The sequence below is a fragment of the Denitrobacterium detoxificans genome (assembly GCF_001643775.1).
GTDB classification, from domain to species: Bacteria; Actinomycetota; Coriobacteriia; order Coriobacteriales; family Eggerthellaceae; genus Denitrobacterium; species Denitrobacterium detoxificans.
In genome coordinates this window covers 133,738-153,315 of record NZ_CP011402.1, presented here as the reverse complement: position 1 = coordinate 153,315, position 19,578 = coordinate 133,738, and the positions used below count along the sequence as shown (strand labels likewise).

At 59.6% G+C, this 19,578-nt stretch carries 20 protein-coding genes; 3 read left to right on the top strand and 17 right to left on the bottom strand.

Annotation, left to right across the window (positions count from 1 at the left end):
- Window positions 1–221: 221 nt before the first annotated feature.
- The 7 genes from AAY81_RS10035 to AAY81_RS00405 form a co-directional block, all read right to left on the bottom strand.
- On the bottom strand, window positions 222–653 hold the full coding sequence (locus AAY81_RS10035) for a PspC domain-containing protein (protein ID WP_205630833.1): 432 nt from the start codon (window positions 651–653) through the stop codon (window positions 222–224).
- Window positions 653–1,432, bottom strand: a complete 780-nt coding sequence (locus AAY81_RS00430; RefSeq protein ID WP_066660015.1) for a PspC domain-containing protein — start codon at window positions 1,430–1,432, stop codon at window positions 653–655. Before AAY81_RS00430 ends, AAY81_RS10035 begins: the two co-directional genes overlap by 1 nt.
- Window positions 1,433–1,583: 151 nt before the next feature.
- Complete coding sequence (hypD, locus tag AAY81_RS00425; protein WP_066660012.1) at window positions 1,584–2,714, bottom strand: hydrogenase formation protein HypD; 1,131 nt, start codon at window positions 2,712–2,714, stop codon at window positions 1,584–1,586.
- Between the two features lies 1 nt (window position 2,715).
- Complete coding sequence (locus AAY81_RS00420; RefSeq protein WP_066660009.1) at window positions 2,716–2,970, bottom strand: HypC/HybG/HupF family hydrogenase formation chaperone; 255 nt, start codon at window positions 2,968–2,970, stop codon at window positions 2,716–2,718.
- 49 nt (window positions 2,971–3,019) lie between these two features.
- The gene (gene hypF, locus AAY81_RS00415; RefSeq protein WP_066660006.1) at window positions 3,020–5,470 is read right to left on the bottom strand and encodes a carbamoyltransferase HypF; all 2,451 of its coding nucleotides are present in this window, start codon (window positions 5,468–5,470) and stop codon (window positions 3,020–3,022) included.
- Between the two features lie 69 nt (window positions 5,471–5,539).
- Complete coding sequence (locus AAY81_RS00410; protein ID WP_066660004.1) at window positions 5,540–7,249, bottom strand: glucose-6-phosphate isomerase; 1,710 nt, start codon at window positions 7,247–7,249, stop codon at window positions 5,540–5,542.
- 187 nt (window positions 7,250–7,436) lie between these two features.
- Window positions 7,437–7,736, bottom strand: a complete 300-nt coding sequence (locus AAY81_RS00405; protein WP_066660002.1) for a hypothetical protein — start codon at window positions 7,734–7,736, stop codon at window positions 7,437–7,439.
- A 444-nt stretch (window positions 7,737–8,180) separates the two neighbouring features.
- Here AAY81_RS00405 and AAY81_RS00400 point away from each other — a divergent pair, with 444 nt between their 5' ends.
- From AAY81_RS00400 to AAY81_RS00390, 3 genes are all read left to right on the top strand, one after another.
- The gene (locus tag AAY81_RS00400) at window positions 8,181–8,666 is read left to right on the top strand and encodes a hypothetical protein (protein WP_066659998.1); all 486 of its coding nucleotides are present in this window, start codon (window positions 8,181–8,183) and stop codon (window positions 8,664–8,666) included.
- A 197-nt stretch (window positions 8,667–8,863) separates the two neighbouring features.
- The gene (locus AAY81_RS00395; protein ID WP_066659995.1) at window positions 8,864–9,151 is read left to right on the top strand and encodes a type II toxin-antitoxin system RelB/DinJ family antitoxin; all 288 of its coding nucleotides are present in this window, start codon (window positions 8,864–8,866) and stop codon (window positions 9,149–9,151) included.
- The gene (locus tag AAY81_RS00390) at window positions 9,132–9,500 is read left to right on the top strand and encodes a PIN domain-containing protein (protein ID WP_066659992.1); all 369 of its coding nucleotides are present in this window, start codon (window positions 9,132–9,134) and stop codon (window positions 9,498–9,500) included. The genes AAY81_RS00395 and AAY81_RS00390 overlap by 20 nt, the downstream gene beginning before the upstream one ends.
- Window positions 9,501–9,711: 211 nt before the next feature.
- Here AAY81_RS00390 and AAY81_RS00385 read toward each other — a convergent pair whose 3' ends face one another.
- From AAY81_RS00385 to AAY81_RS00340, 10 genes are all read right to left on the bottom strand, one after another.
- Window positions 9,712–10,590, bottom strand: a complete 879-nt coding sequence (locus tag AAY81_RS00385) for a formate/nitrite transporter family protein (RefSeq protein ID WP_066659990.1) — start codon at window positions 10,588–10,590, stop codon at window positions 9,712–9,714.
- Window positions 10,591–10,656: 66 nt separating this feature from the next.
- Window positions 10,657–11,124 carry a hydrogenase maturation peptidase HycI gene (gene hycI / locus AAY81_RS00380; protein ID WP_240480598.1) on the bottom strand — a complete coding sequence of 156 codons (468 nt, stop codon included), beginning with the start codon at window positions 11,122–11,124 and terminating at the stop codon, window positions 10,657–10,659.
- Window positions 11,121–11,597, bottom strand: coding sequence for a formate hydrogenlyase maturation HycH family protein (locus AAY81_RS00375; protein ID WP_169815765.1), 477 nt, complete (start codon window positions 11,595–11,597; stop codon window positions 11,121–11,123). Before AAY81_RS00375 ends, hycI begins: the two co-directional genes overlap by 4 nt.
- Before the next feature lie 37 nt (window positions 11,598–11,634).
- Entirely contained in the window at window positions 11,635–12,519 is an 885-nt protein-coding gene (locus AAY81_RS00370; protein ID WP_082867758.1) for an NADH-quinone oxidoreductase subunit B family protein, read from the bottom strand.
- Window positions 12,519–13,157, bottom strand: coding sequence for a formate hydrogenlyase complex iron-sulfur subunit (locus AAY81_RS00365; RefSeq protein ID WP_066659987.1), 639 nt, complete (start codon window positions 13,155–13,157; stop codon window positions 12,519–12,521). The genes AAY81_RS00370 and AAY81_RS00365 overlap by 1 nt, the downstream gene beginning before the upstream one ends.
- Before the next feature lie 11 nt (window positions 13,158–13,168).
- Window positions 13,169–14,905 carry a hydrogenase large subunit gene (locus AAY81_RS00360; protein WP_082867757.1) on the bottom strand — a complete coding sequence of 579 codons (1,737 nt, stop codon included), beginning with the start codon at window positions 14,903–14,905 and terminating at the stop codon, window positions 13,169–13,171.
- Between the two features lie 27 nt (window positions 14,906–14,932).
- Window positions 14,933–16,489: a hydrogenase 4 subunit F gene (locus AAY81_RS00355; protein WP_066659982.1), complete on the bottom strand. Its 1,557-nt coding sequence runs from the start codon at window positions 16,487–16,489 to the stop codon at window positions 14,933–14,935.
- A gap of 10 nt (window positions 16,490–16,499) precedes the next feature.
- On the bottom strand, window positions 16,500–17,159 hold the full coding sequence (gene hyfE, locus AAY81_RS00350; RefSeq protein WP_066659979.1) for a hydrogenase 4 membrane subunit: 660 nt from the start codon (window positions 17,157–17,159) through the stop codon (window positions 16,500–16,502).
- Between the two features lie 12 nt (window positions 17,160–17,171).
- The gene (locus tag AAY81_RS00345) at window positions 17,172–18,611 is read right to left on the bottom strand and encodes a hydrogenase 4 subunit D (protein WP_066659975.1); all 1,440 of its coding nucleotides are present in this window, start codon (window positions 18,609–18,611) and stop codon (window positions 17,172–17,174) included.
- 18 nt (window positions 18,612–18,629) lie between these two features.
- Window positions 18,630–19,568, bottom strand: a complete 939-nt coding sequence (locus tag AAY81_RS00340; RefSeq protein ID WP_240480597.1) for a respiratory chain complex I subunit 1 family protein — start codon at window positions 19,566–19,568, stop codon at window positions 18,630–18,632.
- Window positions 19,569–19,578: the final 10 nt, after the last annotated feature.

Genomic DNA, 19,578 nt, shown 5'->3' with positions numbered 1-19,578 from the left:
AGGGCAACAACCCCAGGCACCGCAAAGCGGCGCATATGTGCTTGCGTTTGAACCACGCATCTCCCGTTAATCGAATGGCAGGCGAACGCCTGCGCAAGGACGGCTTCGTGCGTGTCTGGTGTGTTTTGCCATCCCGAAACGTATTTGAAAGCTCGAAAATTATACCGAAACGGGCATTCTATACAAAATTTTGCATGCCCCACACGGCCTCTGAAATGGGATTACTCCCGTGGCATTAAAAGGGCGAAGAGTGCATACGCCAGCGTCATGAGCAGGGGCGATACAAAGAAGAGGAGCAAAACAACCACGCGCACCACCGTGCTGTCCAGCCCATAGCGCTGCGCAAATCCTCCACATACGCCAAAGAGGCGAACGTCGGTCTCGCTACGGCAAAGCCGCTTGGTTCCATCCACCCAACCCAGCGACGCGAACTTGCCCACGCGCCATGCCCAGAATAGGTAGACAACCAACAGCACAAGCGAAATGGGCAGCAGAACGTTCAGGATGAAGGCAACCGCCTGCCCCAGCGTAACCCACCAGCCCAAGTGGGCGTACATGCCCAAAAGGGCAATGGCTCCCACGAACGTGATAACCATGCCTACGCCCGCCCAGATGCGGTTCTTCAGGGGATACGAGGATAATTTCCTTGCCACTATGCCCTCCCCCACCAATCCAAGGGCGCCAAGACATCATCGCGGAACTGGAGCGGCTGCCACAGGCCCTCATGCGCGCCGATGAACGTATACGTGGTAAAGCCGATGGCGCAGAACACCACAAACGCCGCGATAGCGCACACCACAAGAGCTGGCGCGTCAAGTGCACGAGCCTGAATGAGCAAGCCGAGCGTGATGGCAAGCAGTGGCCAGGTTTCCGCAAACCACGCATCGAGGCGTATCGAGACGAGGTCGACCGACCACAGCATCACGAGCAGCCCCACGAAAAAGAGCATGGCGCCTTCGGCACAGGTAACAATGTTGTATCCATGCTTTCCGGGAATGACAAACCGGGCACTGCCCACTGCCATGGCAAAGGCGGCCGGAATTTGAACGAGCCCAAAGGACGCATCGAATTGAGCCAGCACGGCAACGGAAACCAGGGACACAAGAAGAAGTCCCACAGCTAGGCACACGCAAATGACCAGCGTACGTCGACGCGAACGCTTGCTTGCGGCGTCGATGGGGCGAATGGGGCATGTTGCCCCATACATGCTCGGATCGATGTCCACGGGCTCCCACGTCTCCTCCTCTTCGGGGAAGATGAGCCAGAGTGCAATGTAGAGCGGAATGATGGCGCCAGCGGTAAGCAGGGCGAGCACGACGCATACGATGCGCATGATGGCAGGGTCGATGTCGACATGGGTGGCCAGACCAGCCGCAACCCCACCAAACACGCCATTTTGCGAGCGATGAATCTTTTCCTCGCTGACGCGCACGCATCGTTCCTTTCCCGCACCAGGCGGCTCGCTGATATCGCTTGTGATGGTAACCCCGCGTAAGCGGGGCGGTCGACGCATGGCGCGTCACTGTTACCCTTCTGTAGCGCGCGGGAAACGTTGTCGCGCCCCGCGCGCCAGGCAGAAAGGCTTATCGGTAATAGCGGTAGTAAGCCGCGCAGCTGCCCTCGGAAGACACCATGCAGGGGCCAACGGGGTTCTCGGGCGTGCAGCTACGATTGAAGTGCGGGCACGCCTTCGGCGTGATGGCCCCGCGCAGCACATCGCCGCAACGACATCCGCGCGGTTCGATGGTGGGTTCCACTTCGGGATGGAATCGCTCCACCGCGTCGAACTCCGCGAACTCGGGGCGAATGTGATATCCGCTTCCGGGAATGGGGCCCAGCCCACGCCAGGTAGCAGTGCAAGTTTCGAACACCTCGTCGATAGCGGCCAGCGCCACGGGATTGCCTTCCGCACGCACGCCGCGCGTGTACGCGATCTCGATTTCCGCACGGCCTTCGTGCAGCTGGCGCATGAGCATGGCAATGCCCTGCAGCACGTCCACCGGTTCGAAGCCAGTGATCACGCCGGGAATGCCATAGCGTTCGGCCAGGAACTGGTACGGAGCCATGCCCGTAATAGTGGATACATGACCAGGCAGAATAAGGGCGTCCACCTGAAGCGACGGGTCGGACACAATGGCCTCGAGTGCACCGGGCATGTTCTTGTGCGCCACGAAGACGGTGAAGTTGGTAAGCCCCATCTGCTTCGCACGGCGAATGGCCATGGCGATGAGCGGCGTGGTGGTCTCGAAGCCCACGCCCACGAAGATGACCTGGCGTTCGGGATGCTCCTGCGCATAGCGCAGCGCATCGAGCGGCGAGTACACGATTTCCACGCTGCGGCCCGCTGCCTTTTCGGCAAGCAGACTCGACGTGGAACCAGGTACGCGCGTCATGTTGCCAAACGTAGTAATGGTGACGTCGGGGATGCGGCACAGCGCGATAACGGTATCGATATCGCGGTTGGCCGTAACGCACACGGGACAACCCGGACCCGAAAGCAGGCGCGTTCCCTCAGGCATGATGGCACGAATGCCCGCGCGGGCAATGGAAACCGTATGCGTGCCGCATACCTCCATGAGCGCGCAGCTCTCGGGCGCAAGCGCCTGGATGGAATCGATGAGCCCCTTTGCAAGTTCGGGGTTCTTGAACTGAGAAAGATCGCGCGTGAGCACGTTTTCGGGCAGGGCCTCTGCCGCTCCTTCTGCCGCAGACATGCTACATCGCCTGCTCAGTGATGCCGATTTCCTCTTCCACCATGTCGGGGAACTGGCGCACCAACTCAAGCGTGTCCTCGGCGAACTGGGGGTCGACAACCTCGATGGCGAACCCCGCATGGACGAGGACGAAGTCGCCCAACGTGGCCTGGGGCGTCAGGTCGATAGAAACCTCACGCGTGGCGCCCATGACCGTGACTTCCACCATGTTGCCATCTTTAACTTCGGTAATTTGAGCGGGAATTGCCAAGCACATACCGCATCTCCTTTTCAGCCAACGCCGGCTTGCGGCGCGGCACCCTTCGTTACTCCCCCGCAGGGAGCGTGTCTATCGTCCGCAATGCTACCACAGCCTGCCCGTATGAAATGCAAGCATCGTTGGGAGGTAGGTCTTTATTCATCGCAGCGGTATAGCCAAGCGCTCCAAGCGCAGGAACCGCATGTTCCATAAGGTATCGATTCATGAACACGCCGCCCGAAAGCACCACGGTACGCACGCCATACGCGGCCTCCGCAAGCTGAGCGGACATGACAATGACCTCGACCATCGCATCGTGGAAACGACGCGCGATGACGCCCACGGAAACGCCCGCGGCCATATCGTCGAGCATAGCCTTGAAGAGCGGCGCCGCGTCGAACAACACGACCGAGGTATCGAGTGCGGTGCTGTTCTCCGTGGCCGTATTCTTCACGACCTCCACGCGATACGCCGCAGCTGCCTCGGCGTCCGCCTGAACGTCATGATCGATTGCCGCCTCGAGCAGCACGGCGCCTTCGCCCTCGTACGTAGGCTGGGTGCATACGCCCAGCAAGGCGCTGGCGGCGTCAAACAGGCGGCCGACCGACGACGTATAGGGCGTGTTCAGGCCGCGCTCGATCATCTGTTCGCAGATGTCGGCCTCGTCGCCCATGACATCGAGCAAGGCCTTCGCAGCAGGATGTTCCAGCAGGTCAAAGGCCCACAGCGCGCCATAAGCGCAACGCATTGGATGCTTGATGGCCGCTGCGCCACCGGGAAGCGGAATATAGGCGAAGTTCGCCAGTCGCTCGAACGTGGCAAGATTCGCCATGAGAACCTCGCCGCCCCAGATAGCGCCATCTTCGCCATAGCCAGTGCCATCGAAGGCAATACCGCACACCGGCCCCTCCAGACCATTTTCAGCCATGGCGGAAACGATATGCGCATGATGATGCTGAACGGCCGTCACGGGCAGATCCTGGCCCGATGCCCACTTCGAGGTGAGGTATTCGGGATGCTTATCGCAGGCCACCGCCACGGGATCCAGCCGTAGAAGCGATGCGTACGCCCCCTTGGCCTCGAGCCATGCGTCGTTGGTGGCCACGTTTTCCATGTCGCCAATGTGCTGGGACACGAACGCCTCGCCCGGACGCGTATAGCAGAACGTGTTCTTCTGCTCGGGACCCGTTGCAAACAAGCATGCATCCTGGCCCGTATCGCCTTCGGGGCGTGCGGGGAGCGCGATGGGCAGCGGCGCGAATCCGCGGGCGCGACGGATGAACTGCACCGCCGTCTGGCCCTCGCCCACGCTCAGCACGCGAAGCACGGAATCGTCGTAGCGCGAAAGGATGGCGCGATTGTTGCCCAGCAGGGCGTCGGCAATGCCGGCAAGCGCGGAAACCGCCTGGGCATCATCGGTCTGGATGGGCTCATCGTGCACATTGCCCGACGTCATAACCAACATGCCGCCAAACGCACGCACGATCAGGTGCTGAAGCGGCGTTGCGGGCAGCATAAGCCCCAACTCGGTAAGGCCATCGGCCAACCCCGCGGCAAGCTGCACGGAGGGCTTCTTCTTCAGCAGCACGATGGGGCGCGCAGGAGACGCGAGCAGGCGCTCTTCCTCTTCGGAGACCAGGCAAAACGCACGAGCGTCTTCGACGCTGGCCACCATGCACGCAAACGCCTTGCCCTCGCGGCGCTTGCGCTTGCGCAGATTGGCCAGAGCAACAGGATTGGATGCGTCGCACACCAGATGGAACCCACCCAAGCCCTTTACGGCCACGATGGAGCCCGCCTTCAGCAGCGACACCACTGCGTCGATAAGCGCATCGCTCTCGCCCACGTTGGTGGCCCACAGGGCCTCGCCGTCGCCCAGCCGCCCTTTCTGGAACGCATGGGTGCCCAGCAGCTGGCTCTTCGCCTCACCCTGCTGCGTAAGGTCGACGAAGCACAGGCGCGGACCGCAGTCGAAGCAGGCGTCGGGCTGCGCATGGAAGCGGCGGTCGGCCGGGTCGGCATATTCGTGCGCGCAATCGGGGCACATGGGGAATTCGCTCATGGACGTCTGCGGGCGGTCGTAAGGCAACGCGCGCATGATCGTGAAGCGCGGACCGCAGTTCGTGCAATTGATGAACGGGTAATGGTACCGGCGATTGGCTGGATCGAACAACTCGGCAAGGCAATCGTCGCAGGTGGCAAGGTCGGGGGAAACGAGCGTCGTGGCGTTGGAATCCACATCGTCGGAAAAGCGAATTTGAAAATCGCCGAAGCCCTCCACGGGCACCTCGTCCATCTTGATGCGCTCGACACGCGCGGCAGCCGGGGCGTTTTCGGAAATCTCCATCACGAAGGCGTCCAGGTCGTCCGACGACGCCTCCGCATGGATATGAACGCCGTCGGTGGCATTCAGCACCCAGCCGCAGATGTTATGCGTGCTGGCAATGCGATAGACAAAGGGGCGGAAACCCACCCCTTGCACAATACCTATAACGTGAATATCAAGCGCTTCGTGCATGGTGTGCCTTTCATGGCAGAAATCGCCGCCATGGGGAGGCACGCACGTGCGCCGGTGGCGGCGAAACGATTACTTCAGAGAACGTGCTACCTTGGCCACGGTTTCGCCCAGCATACGCAGGGTTACGCCGGAGTTATCGGGAAGATGCAGGTACACGCAGCGACGGCCACGCTCGGAAAGCACCTTCAGGTCGCCTTCGGCCTGACCCTTGGCCAGGGCGCCCAGCGAGGGGGCCTTGCAGTCTTCCAGCGGGATGTCCTTCAACTCGTCGGCCGAGATGATCAGGAACACGCCGTTGTTCTTGCCGCCCTTCTGCAGCTGACCGGTGGAGTGCAGATAGCGCGGGCCGATTTCCAGGCAGGACGCCATCTGGAATTCCTTGGCGAACGTGTGGCGAATGAGCTCGAGCGCCTCGCGACGACCCTCGCCCGTGAAGGGCACGAAGGCGTTGAGGGCAAAATAATCGCCGGGCTCGATGCTGCGCATGAGGTTCTTCAGAGCCTTCTCGACCGTCTTCGCTTCCTTCATGGCAGAGCTGAGGCGCACCTCGATCTCGCCCAAAGGCGTGCAGCCCAGTTCGTTCTGCACGAAATCGGGCTCGGTGTGGCCACCGCTGAGGATTTCCAGCGTGGCGGCCTTGGCCGATGCCACGTCGGGCTGGTCGAACGGGCACACCTTCATGAGGTAACCGCACATGGCAATGGCGTATTCCCACACGATGAAGTCTTGCGAGAGCTCGCACACATTGTCGATGCGGAAGTTCAGGCGCGGAATGGCCTGGTCGATGTAGGCCAAACTCATCTCGAAATTCTTGCGCTCGTCCCACAGGTCGGTCTTCGTCTGGTACACCACGACCGTACGGTCGCCCTGGTCCTTCGAAAGCGTAAGGGCATCGCACTCGATGTTGGGCAGAATGCCATGGCCTTCCTTGCCCAGGCTTTCGGCCACCAGCTGCTCAATCCACAGACCCAGAACGCGGCCGCGCTTGGGCGTAAGGAAGCTGAACTTGTCGCGGCCCGCAACGTAGTTATCGTACAGGAACGCGGCGAGCTTGATGGCGGGGTTGTCCACCGAGTCCTCGCTGCATGCGCGCTCTGCCTCGATGGCGTGCGCGATGTAATCGTCGAGATCGATGCCTACCAGCGCGGCAGGTACCAGGCCGAATACGGAAAGAGCGCTATAGCGGCCACCCACGGTGGGCTCGCCGGTGAACACCTTCAGCCAGCCTTCGCGCTCTGCCATCTTCTGCAGTTCGCTGCCCGGGTCGGTAATGGCCACCAGGTGCTTCACCACGTCCTCTTCGGACATGGACTCGCACAGCGCCTTGCGCACGGCCACCAGACCCGAGTTCGGCTCGATGGTGGTGCCGCTTTTCGACGAGATCATGAACAGCGTGGTGTGCGGATTCAGCTCGGCCAGGATGGCACGCACGCGCACCGGAGAATCGGAGTCGAGCGTGCGGAACTTAATGCGATTCGAATCGATGCTGTTGTACTTCGTAATGGTCATGGGAGCCTGAGTGGAGCCACCCTCGCCCAGAAGCACCACGGCTTCGATGCCGCTCTCATGCACGCGCTGAGCGAACTGCTTGATGTCCTCGATGGGATACGGAGGGTTGCTGGCCAAGTCGGCCCAGCCCATGAAGTTCTGGGCGCATTCCTGCGCTTCTTCGGAAAAGCTGTAGAGCGTGGCATCCTTCGCGTGAAGGCGGCTCGCCACCTGTTCCTTCACCAGAGTCTTGGCGGAGGGGTACACCTTCTCCATGTCGCCGTTAAGCATATGCTTCCTTTCGGAATAATCAGTACAACTAAAGACCGCCCGCACGGGCAGTCGGAATATGCGTATCAAATTCCAGTAGTATAGCGCAGCCGAATGCAGCCCACATGGAAAGTGGAGACGCTGTGACCTTCGCGACATCCAATATCAACACCTGAACGCGTTCGCCCAGGTGAACGGTATGGGATTATTACGAACGCGCCGAAAGCATAATGCTCACATGCGTCTCGCCACGACCCACGGTGGTAACGACGCACGTACCACGCGGGTCGATTTTGCCATCCATATCGAGGACCGCAACGGTGTAGGTGCCGAACCAGCGTCCCTCGACGAACACTTCCTGCCCTGGCTCTACGCCCACAGCCGCAAGCGCTTGCCCGCACGAAGCCAGATCTCCCTTTTCCAGCTTGCTCGAAACATCGCCCTGGTACACCACCGCCATGACGCTGGCATTACCCACATCGTCCTGCGTATCTACCTTGACATACATTTGACCCGTTGAAAGCTCATAGCATGCCAAAGCTATAGCGGCGACAACCAGAATGGTTATGGCCGCTATAGCTTTGGCATCACGTCTGGGAACTATAGGTGCTTCCTCCTTGGGGGCCTCAACTTGCTTCTTCGGTCGACCCATGACCGTCCTCCTCAAAACTCTCCCCTCGCGCATAGCGCGATTCCTCCGCGCCATGCTAGCAAATAAAAATGTAGAAATGCAGCAGCAAGGAGCTTCTTTTCGTTCCCCCTGGGCAACGAGTCTTTCCCCCTGTCCAGTCATGGAGATTTGATGTACAATACAATTTGTGCTCTTCTTTGCGCTTGGCCTGTTCATTCGGCAAAACGGGCACGAAATGCGGGTTCGCACAGCCGTGCGAAAAGGGGTAATCCGCTTCTCACAATCGGCGCGCAGCAATGCGCACAACGCAAGGAGAAAGCCATGAAACAAGGTAGCACGCTCCTGAAAGTCGTATCCATCATCATGATTGTGTTCGCAGGCCTAGCCATCATCGCCGGAATTCTGTTCCTGGCGGGCGGCGGCATCGCAGCCACCTCCGGCGCTACCACCACCGGAACCCTCGATATCAACGGCACTACCTACACGGGAGCAGAAGCGGCCATCGGCAGCGGCATCATCGTAGGCATGCTGGGTGGGCTCATGCTCTTCTCGGGCATCGTCGACCTCATCATCGGCATCGTGGGAGTAAAGGCCTCGGGTGAAAACGGCAAGTACACGGCCGCATTCGTCCTGGGCATCATCGGCGTCATCTGCGCTGCGATCAGCCTGATTTTCGGCGTTGCAAATGGCGCCAACACCATCGCCTCCGGCCTCGTTGGCCTGGTGCTCCCCGTGCTCTACCTGGTGGGCGTCATGCAGACGCGCAAGCAGCTCGAAGAGCAGCCAGCCGCACCGCAGCAGTTCTAACCAGCCCCTCTTGCATGCACGGCCACCCCGCCGTGCATGCACGTGGTTCAGGCATACGAACCTCGTCCCGCTCCAGCAGCCAAGCCTGGTGCGGGACGATTTGCATACAGCGGCCAGAATGACCAACCAGCCCTCTGATTCACTGCTATACTCATGTATCACATCCGTTACGAATGCATGTTAGCGAGGGTTTCCTCATGAGCAAAGATGCCATCCTGCATGTGCGCATCAACGCCGAAGACAAGGAAGCGGCAGAACGCATTTTCGCAGACCAAGGCACAAGCCTTTCCGAGGCGGTGCGCATTTTCGTAAAGCAGAGCATCAAGGTAAACGGGCTCCCCTTCCACCCCACCTCGTCGCAGGGAAAGGGTGGCCTGCACGCACAGGGACGCCTAGAAGCGTATGCGCATCAGGAAATGCGCGAAGCAGAACGTGAAGCCTGGATCAGATCGCTGAGTGATAAGTATGAAGCTTTTAATCGATGAGACCGTAATCCTTCGCTACCTTCTGAACGACCAGAAGGGCCATTCGCGCGAAGCAGCCAAGGCAATCGCCACGGGCGAAGCGTATACCTACCCAGAAATCCTAGCTCGCGTAGCCGTATCCCTGCGTGACGTGTACCGTGTACCTCGCAGCCAGATTGGCTACACGCTCATCGAGCTTATGGACGACATCTACGTGGTCGACGAAGACGTGGCACGCTACGCCTCGCGCCTCTTCGGCTCGAGCATGCTCGACTTCGTGGACTGCCTCCTCGTGGCGCGCAACGCCCTCCATGGGGAAAAGATCATGTCCTTCGACAAGCCCCTCATGAAGCGCACGCTCGTTCTGTAAGGGCGCCAAGCAGGTTCCCCGCGGACCGCGTCCCGAGGGAACGCCCCCTGGACGGGCTAGCCGCCCCGCGCGCAAACACCGCAAGCAAAGCCCCTCATGCATAGGGGCTGCACAGCTCCACGCACCTTGCGAACGTAAACAACCAGCACCAAAGCAGGAGGCCGCCGACATAACGTCGACGGCCTCTTCAGCAGCGGTATGTGCGCGTGAACTACTTCACGGTAGCGCGCTTAGCCTGCGGAGCAGCCTGAGCAGCCTTCTGCTTCTTGTGGTAGGCGATCCAGTAGATCAGGCCAACGAACACCGCGCCACCGATGGTGTTACCAATGGTGGCAAGGCCGATGTTGTAGAAGGCACCAGCCCACGTAAGAGCCTGAGTGCCATAGCCCATGCTCGAGGCAACAACGCCCATGGGCAGGAAGAACATGTTGGCAACGCAGTGCTCAAAGCCCATGGCAACAAAGGCCATGACGGGGAACACGGCGGTGAAGATCTTGTCGATGACGCTACGACCAGCAAAGCCCATCCACACAGCCAGGCACACGAGCAGGTTGCACATGATGCCACGGAAAAGAATCTGCGTAGGAGCAAGGTTGATCTTGCCAGCAGCCACAGCGACCATCTGAGCGCCGATCGTATTGTCGCCAGCCTTGGTGCCCATCAGGCCGCAGCCAACGATGATGCCAACCAGGATGAGCGAACCAACCAGGTTGCCCAACCAGACAACGACCCAGTTCTTCAGAACGGCAGACCACGCAGCCTTCTTGCTGTTCGCAGCCATAACCATGAGGCAGTTGCCCGTGAAGAGCTCGGAACCGGCAACGATAACGCAGATGAGGCCCAACGAGAAGCAGAGGCCACCGAGCACGTTAGCCGCGGCAAACGAAAGCGTCTGATCGGCTTTGACGTACGTCATGAACAGAGCACCCATGCCAATCTGGATACCAGCCATGATAGCCAGCGTGAACATGCGGGGCACGTCCATGTTCGCCTTGCCAACGCCTACGGCCTCGGCCTTGGCTTCCAGGGAAGCGGCGGCGCGACAATCAGGCGCGACAGCGGCAATGTCTTCCTTCGTAATCTGTTCCATATCTCCTCCTAAAAAGAGACTCGCGGGTAACTACCCTCCCAGCAGCTACCCGCAAACGATTGACCTTTAATCAACCGCTAGCGCGGGCACAGCCGAAAAGTCATAGCCTTGCACGAATCGAGTGTGCAATTCTTCGGCAGTCTCGCGAACGGCGGGGGTTAGCGCCCCCATAAACTCCATTTGGGCTGGCTGAATACCTAGGAAAATCAATTCATCACAGCACGATTCAAGCTCGCTTAGCATAAACGAAATGGGAAGCGAGTGAGTGGTCATCATGTAATCGGTAGCAACATCTTCGGCAGAAAGCCTACGAAGGGCGCCCGGTTCCAATTCCATGGAAGCGGCATCCACCACTACCAAAACGCGTGGATGCTCCCTGCGCACCACGGAGACAAAGTCCTCGGGCATCTGGCCACCATCAAGAACCTCCCAGTTGGGGGCAGGTTCGTTTTCCAAAAGCTTTGCCAGATGCGGCCCGACGGCATCATCACCGCGAAGCACCGCACCTACTGTGAGAACCATCTGTTCACTCACGAGCGTCGTTCCCTTCCCATCATGTAAATGGCCTTATTGCCAGCCATTGCCTTCAACACGGACTTGAACCCATCGAGCCAAACACGCTGCGCCGCATCGGAAGCAGCCTCCTGCGCCGCTTCCGCGGCCGCAAACAGCTCCGGCACGTTTTCGTGGAGGATCTGAATTTCCCCGGAACGGAGAATGCCCTCCATCTTGTAGCGCGCATGACCTTCCGGCATAAGTTCGCAGATGGAACGATAGCACGTTACGCTGCACGACAGGCACTCATCGAAGCAATCGATGACGCCCGTATGATGTCCCACGGCAAGCGTGTAGTACACAATGTCTTCCTCGCGCGTGCCCTCTTTGGGGATGGAACGTTCGTCGTCGACGAACTTCCTACCCAAGCGATAGAACACCACCATGTCTTCAGCCGGCCGCTGGGCCGGCCCCACCACGAGCGATTCCTCGCTCGCGTGGTGCCGGCTCATTGCTTCCGCTGCACTCATAGACGCAGCTACGCCCATACTAGTGCCTCCCTACACCAGAAAGGATTGCCTGAGCAGCGGGGTCAAGCGATTCCCCGTTGGGCGCAAGACGCGAGAGCCCCTCTCGGAGCGCCGCATCGCGGCGGTCGCCGGAAACGGTCATTTCGGCAAGGTCGTTGCGAAGCTTCGTATATACCTCGACCTTACGCGGATCGATTTCGGCCTCAATGAGCGCGTTCACGTTCGCGAACACGCCACCTTCCTTTTCCATGGCGGAAAGGAACGCGTCGGACAGGTCTTTGCCGTAACGATAGCCCGAATACAGACGTGCGTCCTTCTCGATCTTCGTCATCACCTTGTACGGAATGTCCTCGAAACGAAGCGTTGCCGGGCTGCCGTCGTCCACCTCGTCGAGGTGATGCAGCTTCTGGCCAAGCAAGCCCAGGGCGATTGCGAAGCCGTAGATGGTCTGAGCGGGCGTGGGCGGACATCCAGGGATGTAGACGTCGACCGGTAGAATCTTGTCGGTACCTCCCCACACACAATAATTGTCGTGGAAGATGCCGCCCGTGCAACCGCATGCGCCGTACGAAACTACAAGTTTGGGGTTAGGGGCTGCTTCGTAGGCGCGCAATCCTGGCATGCGCATGGCGCGCGTGACGGCGCCGGTATACACCAGGATGTCAGCATGTCGAGGACTGGGGGTGTTCTTGATGCCGAAACGCTCGGCGTCGAACACAGGCGTGATCGTCGCGAAAATCTCGATTTCGCAACCGTTGCAACCGCCCAGGTCGCAACGGTAGATGTAGACGGATCGCTTAATGTCGTTCAGAAGTGCCAGCTTGGCTTTCTGCACGCTTTCCTCAAGCGTAACCGGATCGGGCTTGTACTGCAGACGATCGGGAACGTTGTGATCGATAATCATTAGCGGGCACCTCCACCATAAAGCTCTTTGATCTTCCTCAGGCGGTTCTGCTCGGCAATGCGACGTGCTTCAGCGAGCTGTTCCTCCGAAGGCTCGGGAGTGGGGTCGCCCTGAGCGTCCACGCGCTCCTTGGCGCGATAGGCATCGGCCTTCTGCCTGCAAGCGGGGCACATCCCCATCGTCTTCATGGCCTGGCGCGTTTCGGCGTCCTGCGCATCGGACTGGGCGATGATGCGGGAAGCGTAGTCCACTTCCTTGGCGGAAGCGTAGTACGAACCGCACTCGCTGCACTTCTGCAAGCCATAGGTAGCCGTCTGCTCCAGGTCGTCCTTTGCGAATACCGCAAGCTCGAATTCCTTGGTGAGCTCGATGGCCTTCGTGGGGCACACCTCTTCGCATCGACCGCAGAAGATGCAACGGCCGAAGTTGATGGACCACGTGGTGGTTCCGGCGTTCATGTCGAGCTTCATCTGGATGGCATTCGGCGGGCACGCAATTGCGCACGCACCACATGCAATGCAATCCTTCAGGTTGTGCTCGGGCTTACCGCGATAGTGGTCGTACTGATGGAGAGGCGCTGCGGGATACTGAATGGTCGCATCGCCGGTGCGGAGTATTTCCTTGATAGTCTTAAACATCTTCGCACCTCCTAATCCGCGAGCGGGCTATGCTTGCGCGTGCGAGCATAGGTTTCCAGTTGCTGTTTCGTAACTACCTTTTCCGTGCCCTTCTTCACGTCGATGATGCTCACGCGCTCCGTGCAGGAATAGCACGGGTCGATGGAGCCAACGATGAGAGCAGCGTCGGAAATGGTGTTGCCGCGGAACATGTAACGCAGGACCGGCCAGTTGCTGTACGTGCTGGCCTTGGCGCGCCAACGGTAGCACTTCTGATCATTGCCGATCATCGACCAGTGCACGTCCTCGCCACGAGGAGCTTCCGTCCAGCCAAGGGCGAACTTGTGCGGGTCGATGTTGAACTTGTCGTTCAGCACGATGCCGGAAGGCAGGTCGGCGGACAGCAGCTCCTCGATGATGTCGATGGAGTCGAGGAACTCGCCCACGCGAACCACGGTACGGCCGAAGACGTCGCACGTATCGGCGGTGATGGGCTTGTGCTTCGCGGCGATGGCAGCATAGCCGTCGAAGGGATGCACCCAACGCACGTCGCGGGCAAAGCCACTACCACGCACGCACGGACCAACGGGGCTGTAGTCGCGGGCGATCTTCGGATCGAGCTTGCCAACGCCTTGAGCGCGCTTCAGGAAGTTCGGCGTGCTCAGCAGTTCGTCTACCAAACGCTTTGCGTCGGCACGCAGCTCGCCAATCAGGCGCAGCGTCTCGAGCTTCTGCTCGGCCAGAATGTCGCGACGCACGCCACCGATGAGGTTGTAGCCATACGTCTTGCGGGCGCCGGTGAGCAGCTCGGCCAGGTCCATCGACTTCTCGCGGATGCGGAAGAAGTGCTGGAAGCCCGTGTCGAAGCCGCTGTAGTGGCACACGAGGCCCAGATTCAGCAGATGAGAGTGCAGGCGCTCGGTCTCCAGCAGGATGGCGCGGATGTACTGGGCGCGCAGCGGAACCTCAATGCCCTGGGCGCGTTCCACCGTTTCCGAATAGGCAACCGAGTGAGCGTATCCGCAAATGCCGCAGATGCGCTCGGCCAGGAACGACACGTTATCGTAGTCCATGCGAGCCTCGGCGCACTTTTCCATGCCGCGATGCACGAAGAACATGCGGTAGTCGGCGTCAATGATCTCCTCGCCTTCGACGTACAGGCGGAAATGGCCCGGCTCGTCGGAGGTGATATGCATGGGGCCCATGGGGATCGTGGTCGTCTCGTGATCGCCCGTGTCCTTCAGGAACTCGTAGTTCTCGATGTCCCTCGTAGGCGCGGGGCGATAGCGATAATCCATGGCGTCCTTGCGGAGCGGATGGATGTCCATCGGCCAGTCGTCGGGCAGGACCAGGTTGCGGTTGTCGATGATGCCAATGGCATGCAGACCGAACATGTCCTGAACTTCGCGCTCACTCCACACCGCAGCAGGAACCTTGGGCGACACGGCGTAGAACTCACACGTATCGGCAGGTACCTCCACGCGCACGGTGAGCATGCAACGATCTTCTTCCTCCATGGAGAGGATGTAGTAGAGAGCGAAGCAGTTGTTGAAGGAACGCTCGTCATTGCCAATCATGACGGGCATCCAGCCACCGCGCTGATAGTACAGGTACTCGATGACCACGGGAGCGGAGTCGCGGGCAACGGTGATGACCGGCTGATAATCAGTCGACCAGCTTTCCGAAAGCACCACGCCCGGATACCTCTCGCGGACCGCCTGAATGTGGGATTCGCCCGTGCGGAGCGCTTGTTTCTTTCTTGATGTCACGATATATCTCCTTTGTCGTGCACGGGACTAATTGGCTTGGATAAGGTCGCTCACACCCGAAAGCAGCGAGCCAGTATCAAAGGCGTCGACATCTTCCTGCATGACGATTCCAGTGGCGTTGTTAATGCCCGTCATAAGCGGCTGAGGCATAGCCACGCCGAACCACAGGATGCAGGCGGCCAGGATAACCTCGGGAACGAGAGCCATGAAGGGCATATCCTTCTTTTCCATGCCTTCGGGCGTCTTGCCCAGGACCGAGCAGCCAACAACATGGGCGCACGCGCAAACCACGATGGTGAGCGCAATGGCAAGCGCGATGATGATGGCCAGGCAATCGGCCTGGATGCCCGCGAGGAACGCCGTGATCTCGGAGGTGAACATGGCGAACGGCGGGAAGCCAGCCAGGGCAAAGAAGCCAACGGCCATGAGCGTGCCCGTAATAGGAGCAACCTTGATCACGCCGGTGACCTTACGCAGGTCGCGCGTACCGTACTTCATGAGGATGTTGCCGGATACGCAGAACAGCAGCGCCTTGGTAAGGCCATGGAAGATGCTGTGCAGCAGAGCCGCGGCGATGCCCAGAGGGCCACCAAAGCCCAGGCAGAGAACGACGATGCCGATGTTCTCGCACGAGTGATACGCCAGCTTGCGCTTCAGGTCGTCCTGCGTGTACACAGCGAAGGCGGCAACGCAGATCGACAGAATGCCAAGCGTGAGCAGAATCGTGCGGGGATACGTGGTTCCGATGCTCGCAACGGCCAGAACGTAGAAGCGGATAATGACGAGCACCGCGCACTTCAGCAGAACGCCGGAGAGCAGAGCCGACACGGGGCTGGGAGCCTCGGAGTGAGCGTCGGGCAGCCAGGTGTGCATCGGGAACAGGCCAGCCTTGGTGCCAAAGCCCACCACGATGAAGGTGAAGGCGATGGTGACCACGACGGGGTCGAGCTGGCTGGCGATAGGAACGATGGACGTCCAGAAGGCAGCCTGCGTATTGTCGGACATGACCGCTGCAGCGTTCGCGTAGATGAGCAGCGTACCGTACAGACCGAAGGCAACGCCAGCGGTGCACACGATAACGTACTTCCACGCTGCTTCCAGAGCGAGCTTGGTCTCGTAGCAGCCAACCAGGAACACCGTAGCCAGCGTAGTAGCCTCGATGCAGATCCACATCATGATGATGTTGTTGGACGTAGCGGCCAGCAGCATGGTGAAGACGAACAGGCTGAAGAACGCGTAGTAGTTCTTTACCTGCTGGGGCTGCATGTTGCCCGCCTCGATATCGTGCTGGATATACGGAACGGAGAAGACGCCAACGAGTACGCCGATAACGCCAATGAGCGTTACGAACACGCTAGACAGCGAGTCGAGCCTAAACCACATGCCCAGTGCCGTGATGGTCTCGCCACTCGTGAATTCGCTGACCACCAGTATCATCGAAAGGATGAGCACGCCAACAATGGACAGCGTGTGTATGAGCTCATACGCCGTATGAGAAACGGAGCGAGCAGGCAACACGGCCATAAGCAGCGTGGCGGCAAGCGGCAACGCCAACAACGCTACAAGCATAGTTGAAAGATCCATGTGTTATCACCTACCCCCTCAGGTTCATAAGGTCGTGGGCATCGAGCGTTTTGTTCACACGGTGAATCTTGCAGGCGATGAACACCATGATGACTACCGCGAACACGGCGTCGGTGGCGATACCCGTTTCCACCAGACCGGGAGCGCAGGGAGCCAGCAGGGCCAGCGTTACGTGAGAGCCGTTCTCCATCAGGCAGTAGCCGAAGACCTGCTTCACGATGTTGCGCTGAGACACGATGCACGTGAGGCCGATGGCGAAGTGCGCCAGCGAAATGGCGAGTGCGGGATGCACAGCCGCCGCCGTAGGCAGGGAAATGCCCATAACCGCCAGGTAGCAAACAACCACTTCGGCAATGACCAGCAGTACGCAACCAACCGGCGATAGCTTCGAGGGAAGCTCGACATCGGCGTCTTCGCCAATCTTCTTAATCGTGTAGAGCATAATGCCCGGAACAAGTACCACTTTTGTGACGAACGCCGACACGGACCACATAAAGAGCTCGCTTGAACCGGTAGTGGCGCCAAGCGTGGCGAACATGGCCACGATAACGAGCGACTGCAACGCGTACATGTAGGCCGCTACGCGCAACTTGCGAGCGAGCACCACGAGCGTGGAGGTGATAACCAGGACGCAGCCTAGCAGGTTGACGATCAGAAATCCTGTTTCCATTAAGGGCACCTCCTAACCAATCCAGGCTGCGGCGAAGAAGCCGGAGCAGAACGTCATGATGATGAGGACGATGAAGACGCCCTTCATGGCAGCGGGCACAGGAGCCGAGTTCTCAACAACCTCGCTGGGCTCGCCGAACATTACCGAACCCATCCACTTCAGGAACCACATGAAGCAAACGACGGTTTCGATGAGGGCAATGACCACGATGAAGAGCAGCGGGCCATTGTTCGCGGCGGTAAAGAAGCCACCGCTGAAGATGTAGAACTTGCTGAAGAAGGCATTCATCGGGGGGCAGCCAGCGATTGCCAGGGCGGCAACGCCGAAGCCGATACCCAGGATGGGGCGCTTCTTCAGAACGCCGCGCAGCTGAGGCAGCATGCGGGTGCCCATGGTGCAGCTGAATGCACCTGCGAGCAGGAAGAACAGGGTCTTAGCCCAAGCGTGGTTGAAGATATGCATAACCGCGCCGTCGAAGGCCATGCCGCTTCCGAAGATGTAGAAGCCGAAGCCCAGGAAGATGTAGCTGAGCTGGCTGATCGTGGAGAACGCCAGCAGGCGCTTCATGTCGTCCTGAGGCAGGTACATGAGGAACGCGAAGACGCAGGTGACGATGCCGCCGATAACGACGACCCAACCAACGACCTCGGATACCGTACCAGCGCAGATGAGCGCACGAGCGAACACGCATACGCCAACCTTAACCATGGACGCGCCATGCAGGTAAGCGGAAACGGGCGTGGGAGCGTTCATTGCGGAAGGCAGCCACATGTAGAACGGAACCTGCGCGGACTTGCCCCACGCGGCAAACAGGATTGCCAGCATGACGAACGTCTTGGGACCTTTGGCCAGCGTGCCGATGGCAGCCAGTTCGAACGAACCCGTCTGAGCGAAAAGAATCGCCGTCGCCAGGTACAGGCCCAAGGAGCCAATGTGCGTGACGATGAGAGCCTTCATGGCGGAGGCACGAGCGACTTCCGTGTCGTAGTAGCCAATGAGAGCCCAGGAGCAAGCGCCCGTCACTTCGAAGAACACCAGCTGACCGATAATGGTGGAGCTGTATACCAGACCAGCCATGGCAGCAATGAAGATGATCAGGAACGCATAGAAGCGCCTACGGGGCTTGTCGGGATGCTCACGATTCGTGGGAGCCATGTACGCCGTAGAGTAAATGGTTACCAGCAGGCCAATGATGACGAAGGTGGGAGCAAGCAGGCAGCTCACCTTGTCGAACACAAATCCCATGATGGGAACCGTGCCAAACGAGAGCCAGGTTACCGTAACCGGCTCCATGCCACCGCCAACGAACTGAGCGCCGACCACCAGAGTGGCAAGAGAGGCCAGCGTTGCACCCGTGATGCAGATACCCTTATCGGCGTGCCTCGGCGAAATAATCGTGAGGAGCGCGCATACGAAAGGCACGAGAATGGATGCACTTGCGAACAATGTCATGTCTCATTCCCCCTTTCGTTAAATACCCAGCACGCAGAACGCGAAGGCGCAAACGGTAACTGCGACCACGAACCACGTCTGACGACCAGTGATGTTCCAGCGAACGCGGCTGACCACGTTTTCCAGGACCATCGTGATGAGTAGGATGACCAGCATCTTCAGGACATACACCACCGTGCCCAGGGCCACGCCGGCGAAGCTGAAGTCAACCGAGCTGCCGAAGGGCAGGAAGATGGCGATGAGCAGCGTAGCCATGATCGCCTGCTTCATGGGCATGGCGATGTGCATCATGGCGAGCGCAGGACCGCTCATTTCAGCCAGAGGACCTTCCTGAAGTTCCTGTTCGGCTTCTGCCAAGTCGTAGGGCAGCTTGCCCATTTCGATGTAGCAGTCGACCGCGAAGGCGACGCCCGCAACGACGAAGGCGATGGGGCTGGCGATGGAACCCGCGCCTACCGCAACGCCCATTTCGGCGATGTTGGTGGTGCCGCAGGCCAGGGCAGCTACGAACAGGGCCAGCATGAGGGAGGGCTCGACGAGCGTGCCGATGAGCAGCTCGCGAACGCTACCGGTGCCAGCATAAGCGCTTCCGGAATCGAGGCCGGCCAGGCCAAAGAAGAAGCGCGGCAGCGCGAGCAGGTACACGATCAGGATCGCGTCGGCCAGCGCCGGGATGGGGCTGACGCGCGTAGCCATGGGGAGCCCCATTGCCAGCACGAACATGGTGCCGATGTAGAGCGGCGGCAGGATACGCGAAATGTTGCTGGAATGATTGCTGTGCACATCCTGACGTTTCAGCAGCTTCGCAATATCGTAGTAATCCTGGAATACGCTTGGTCCGCGACGCGTGTGCATCTTGGCGCGGAACTTGCGCGCGATGCCCGATACCAGCGGAGCGAGCAGTACCAAGAGGATGCCCTGCACGAGAGCGATAACAATTTGAATCGGTTCTAGCATGTGAAGCACC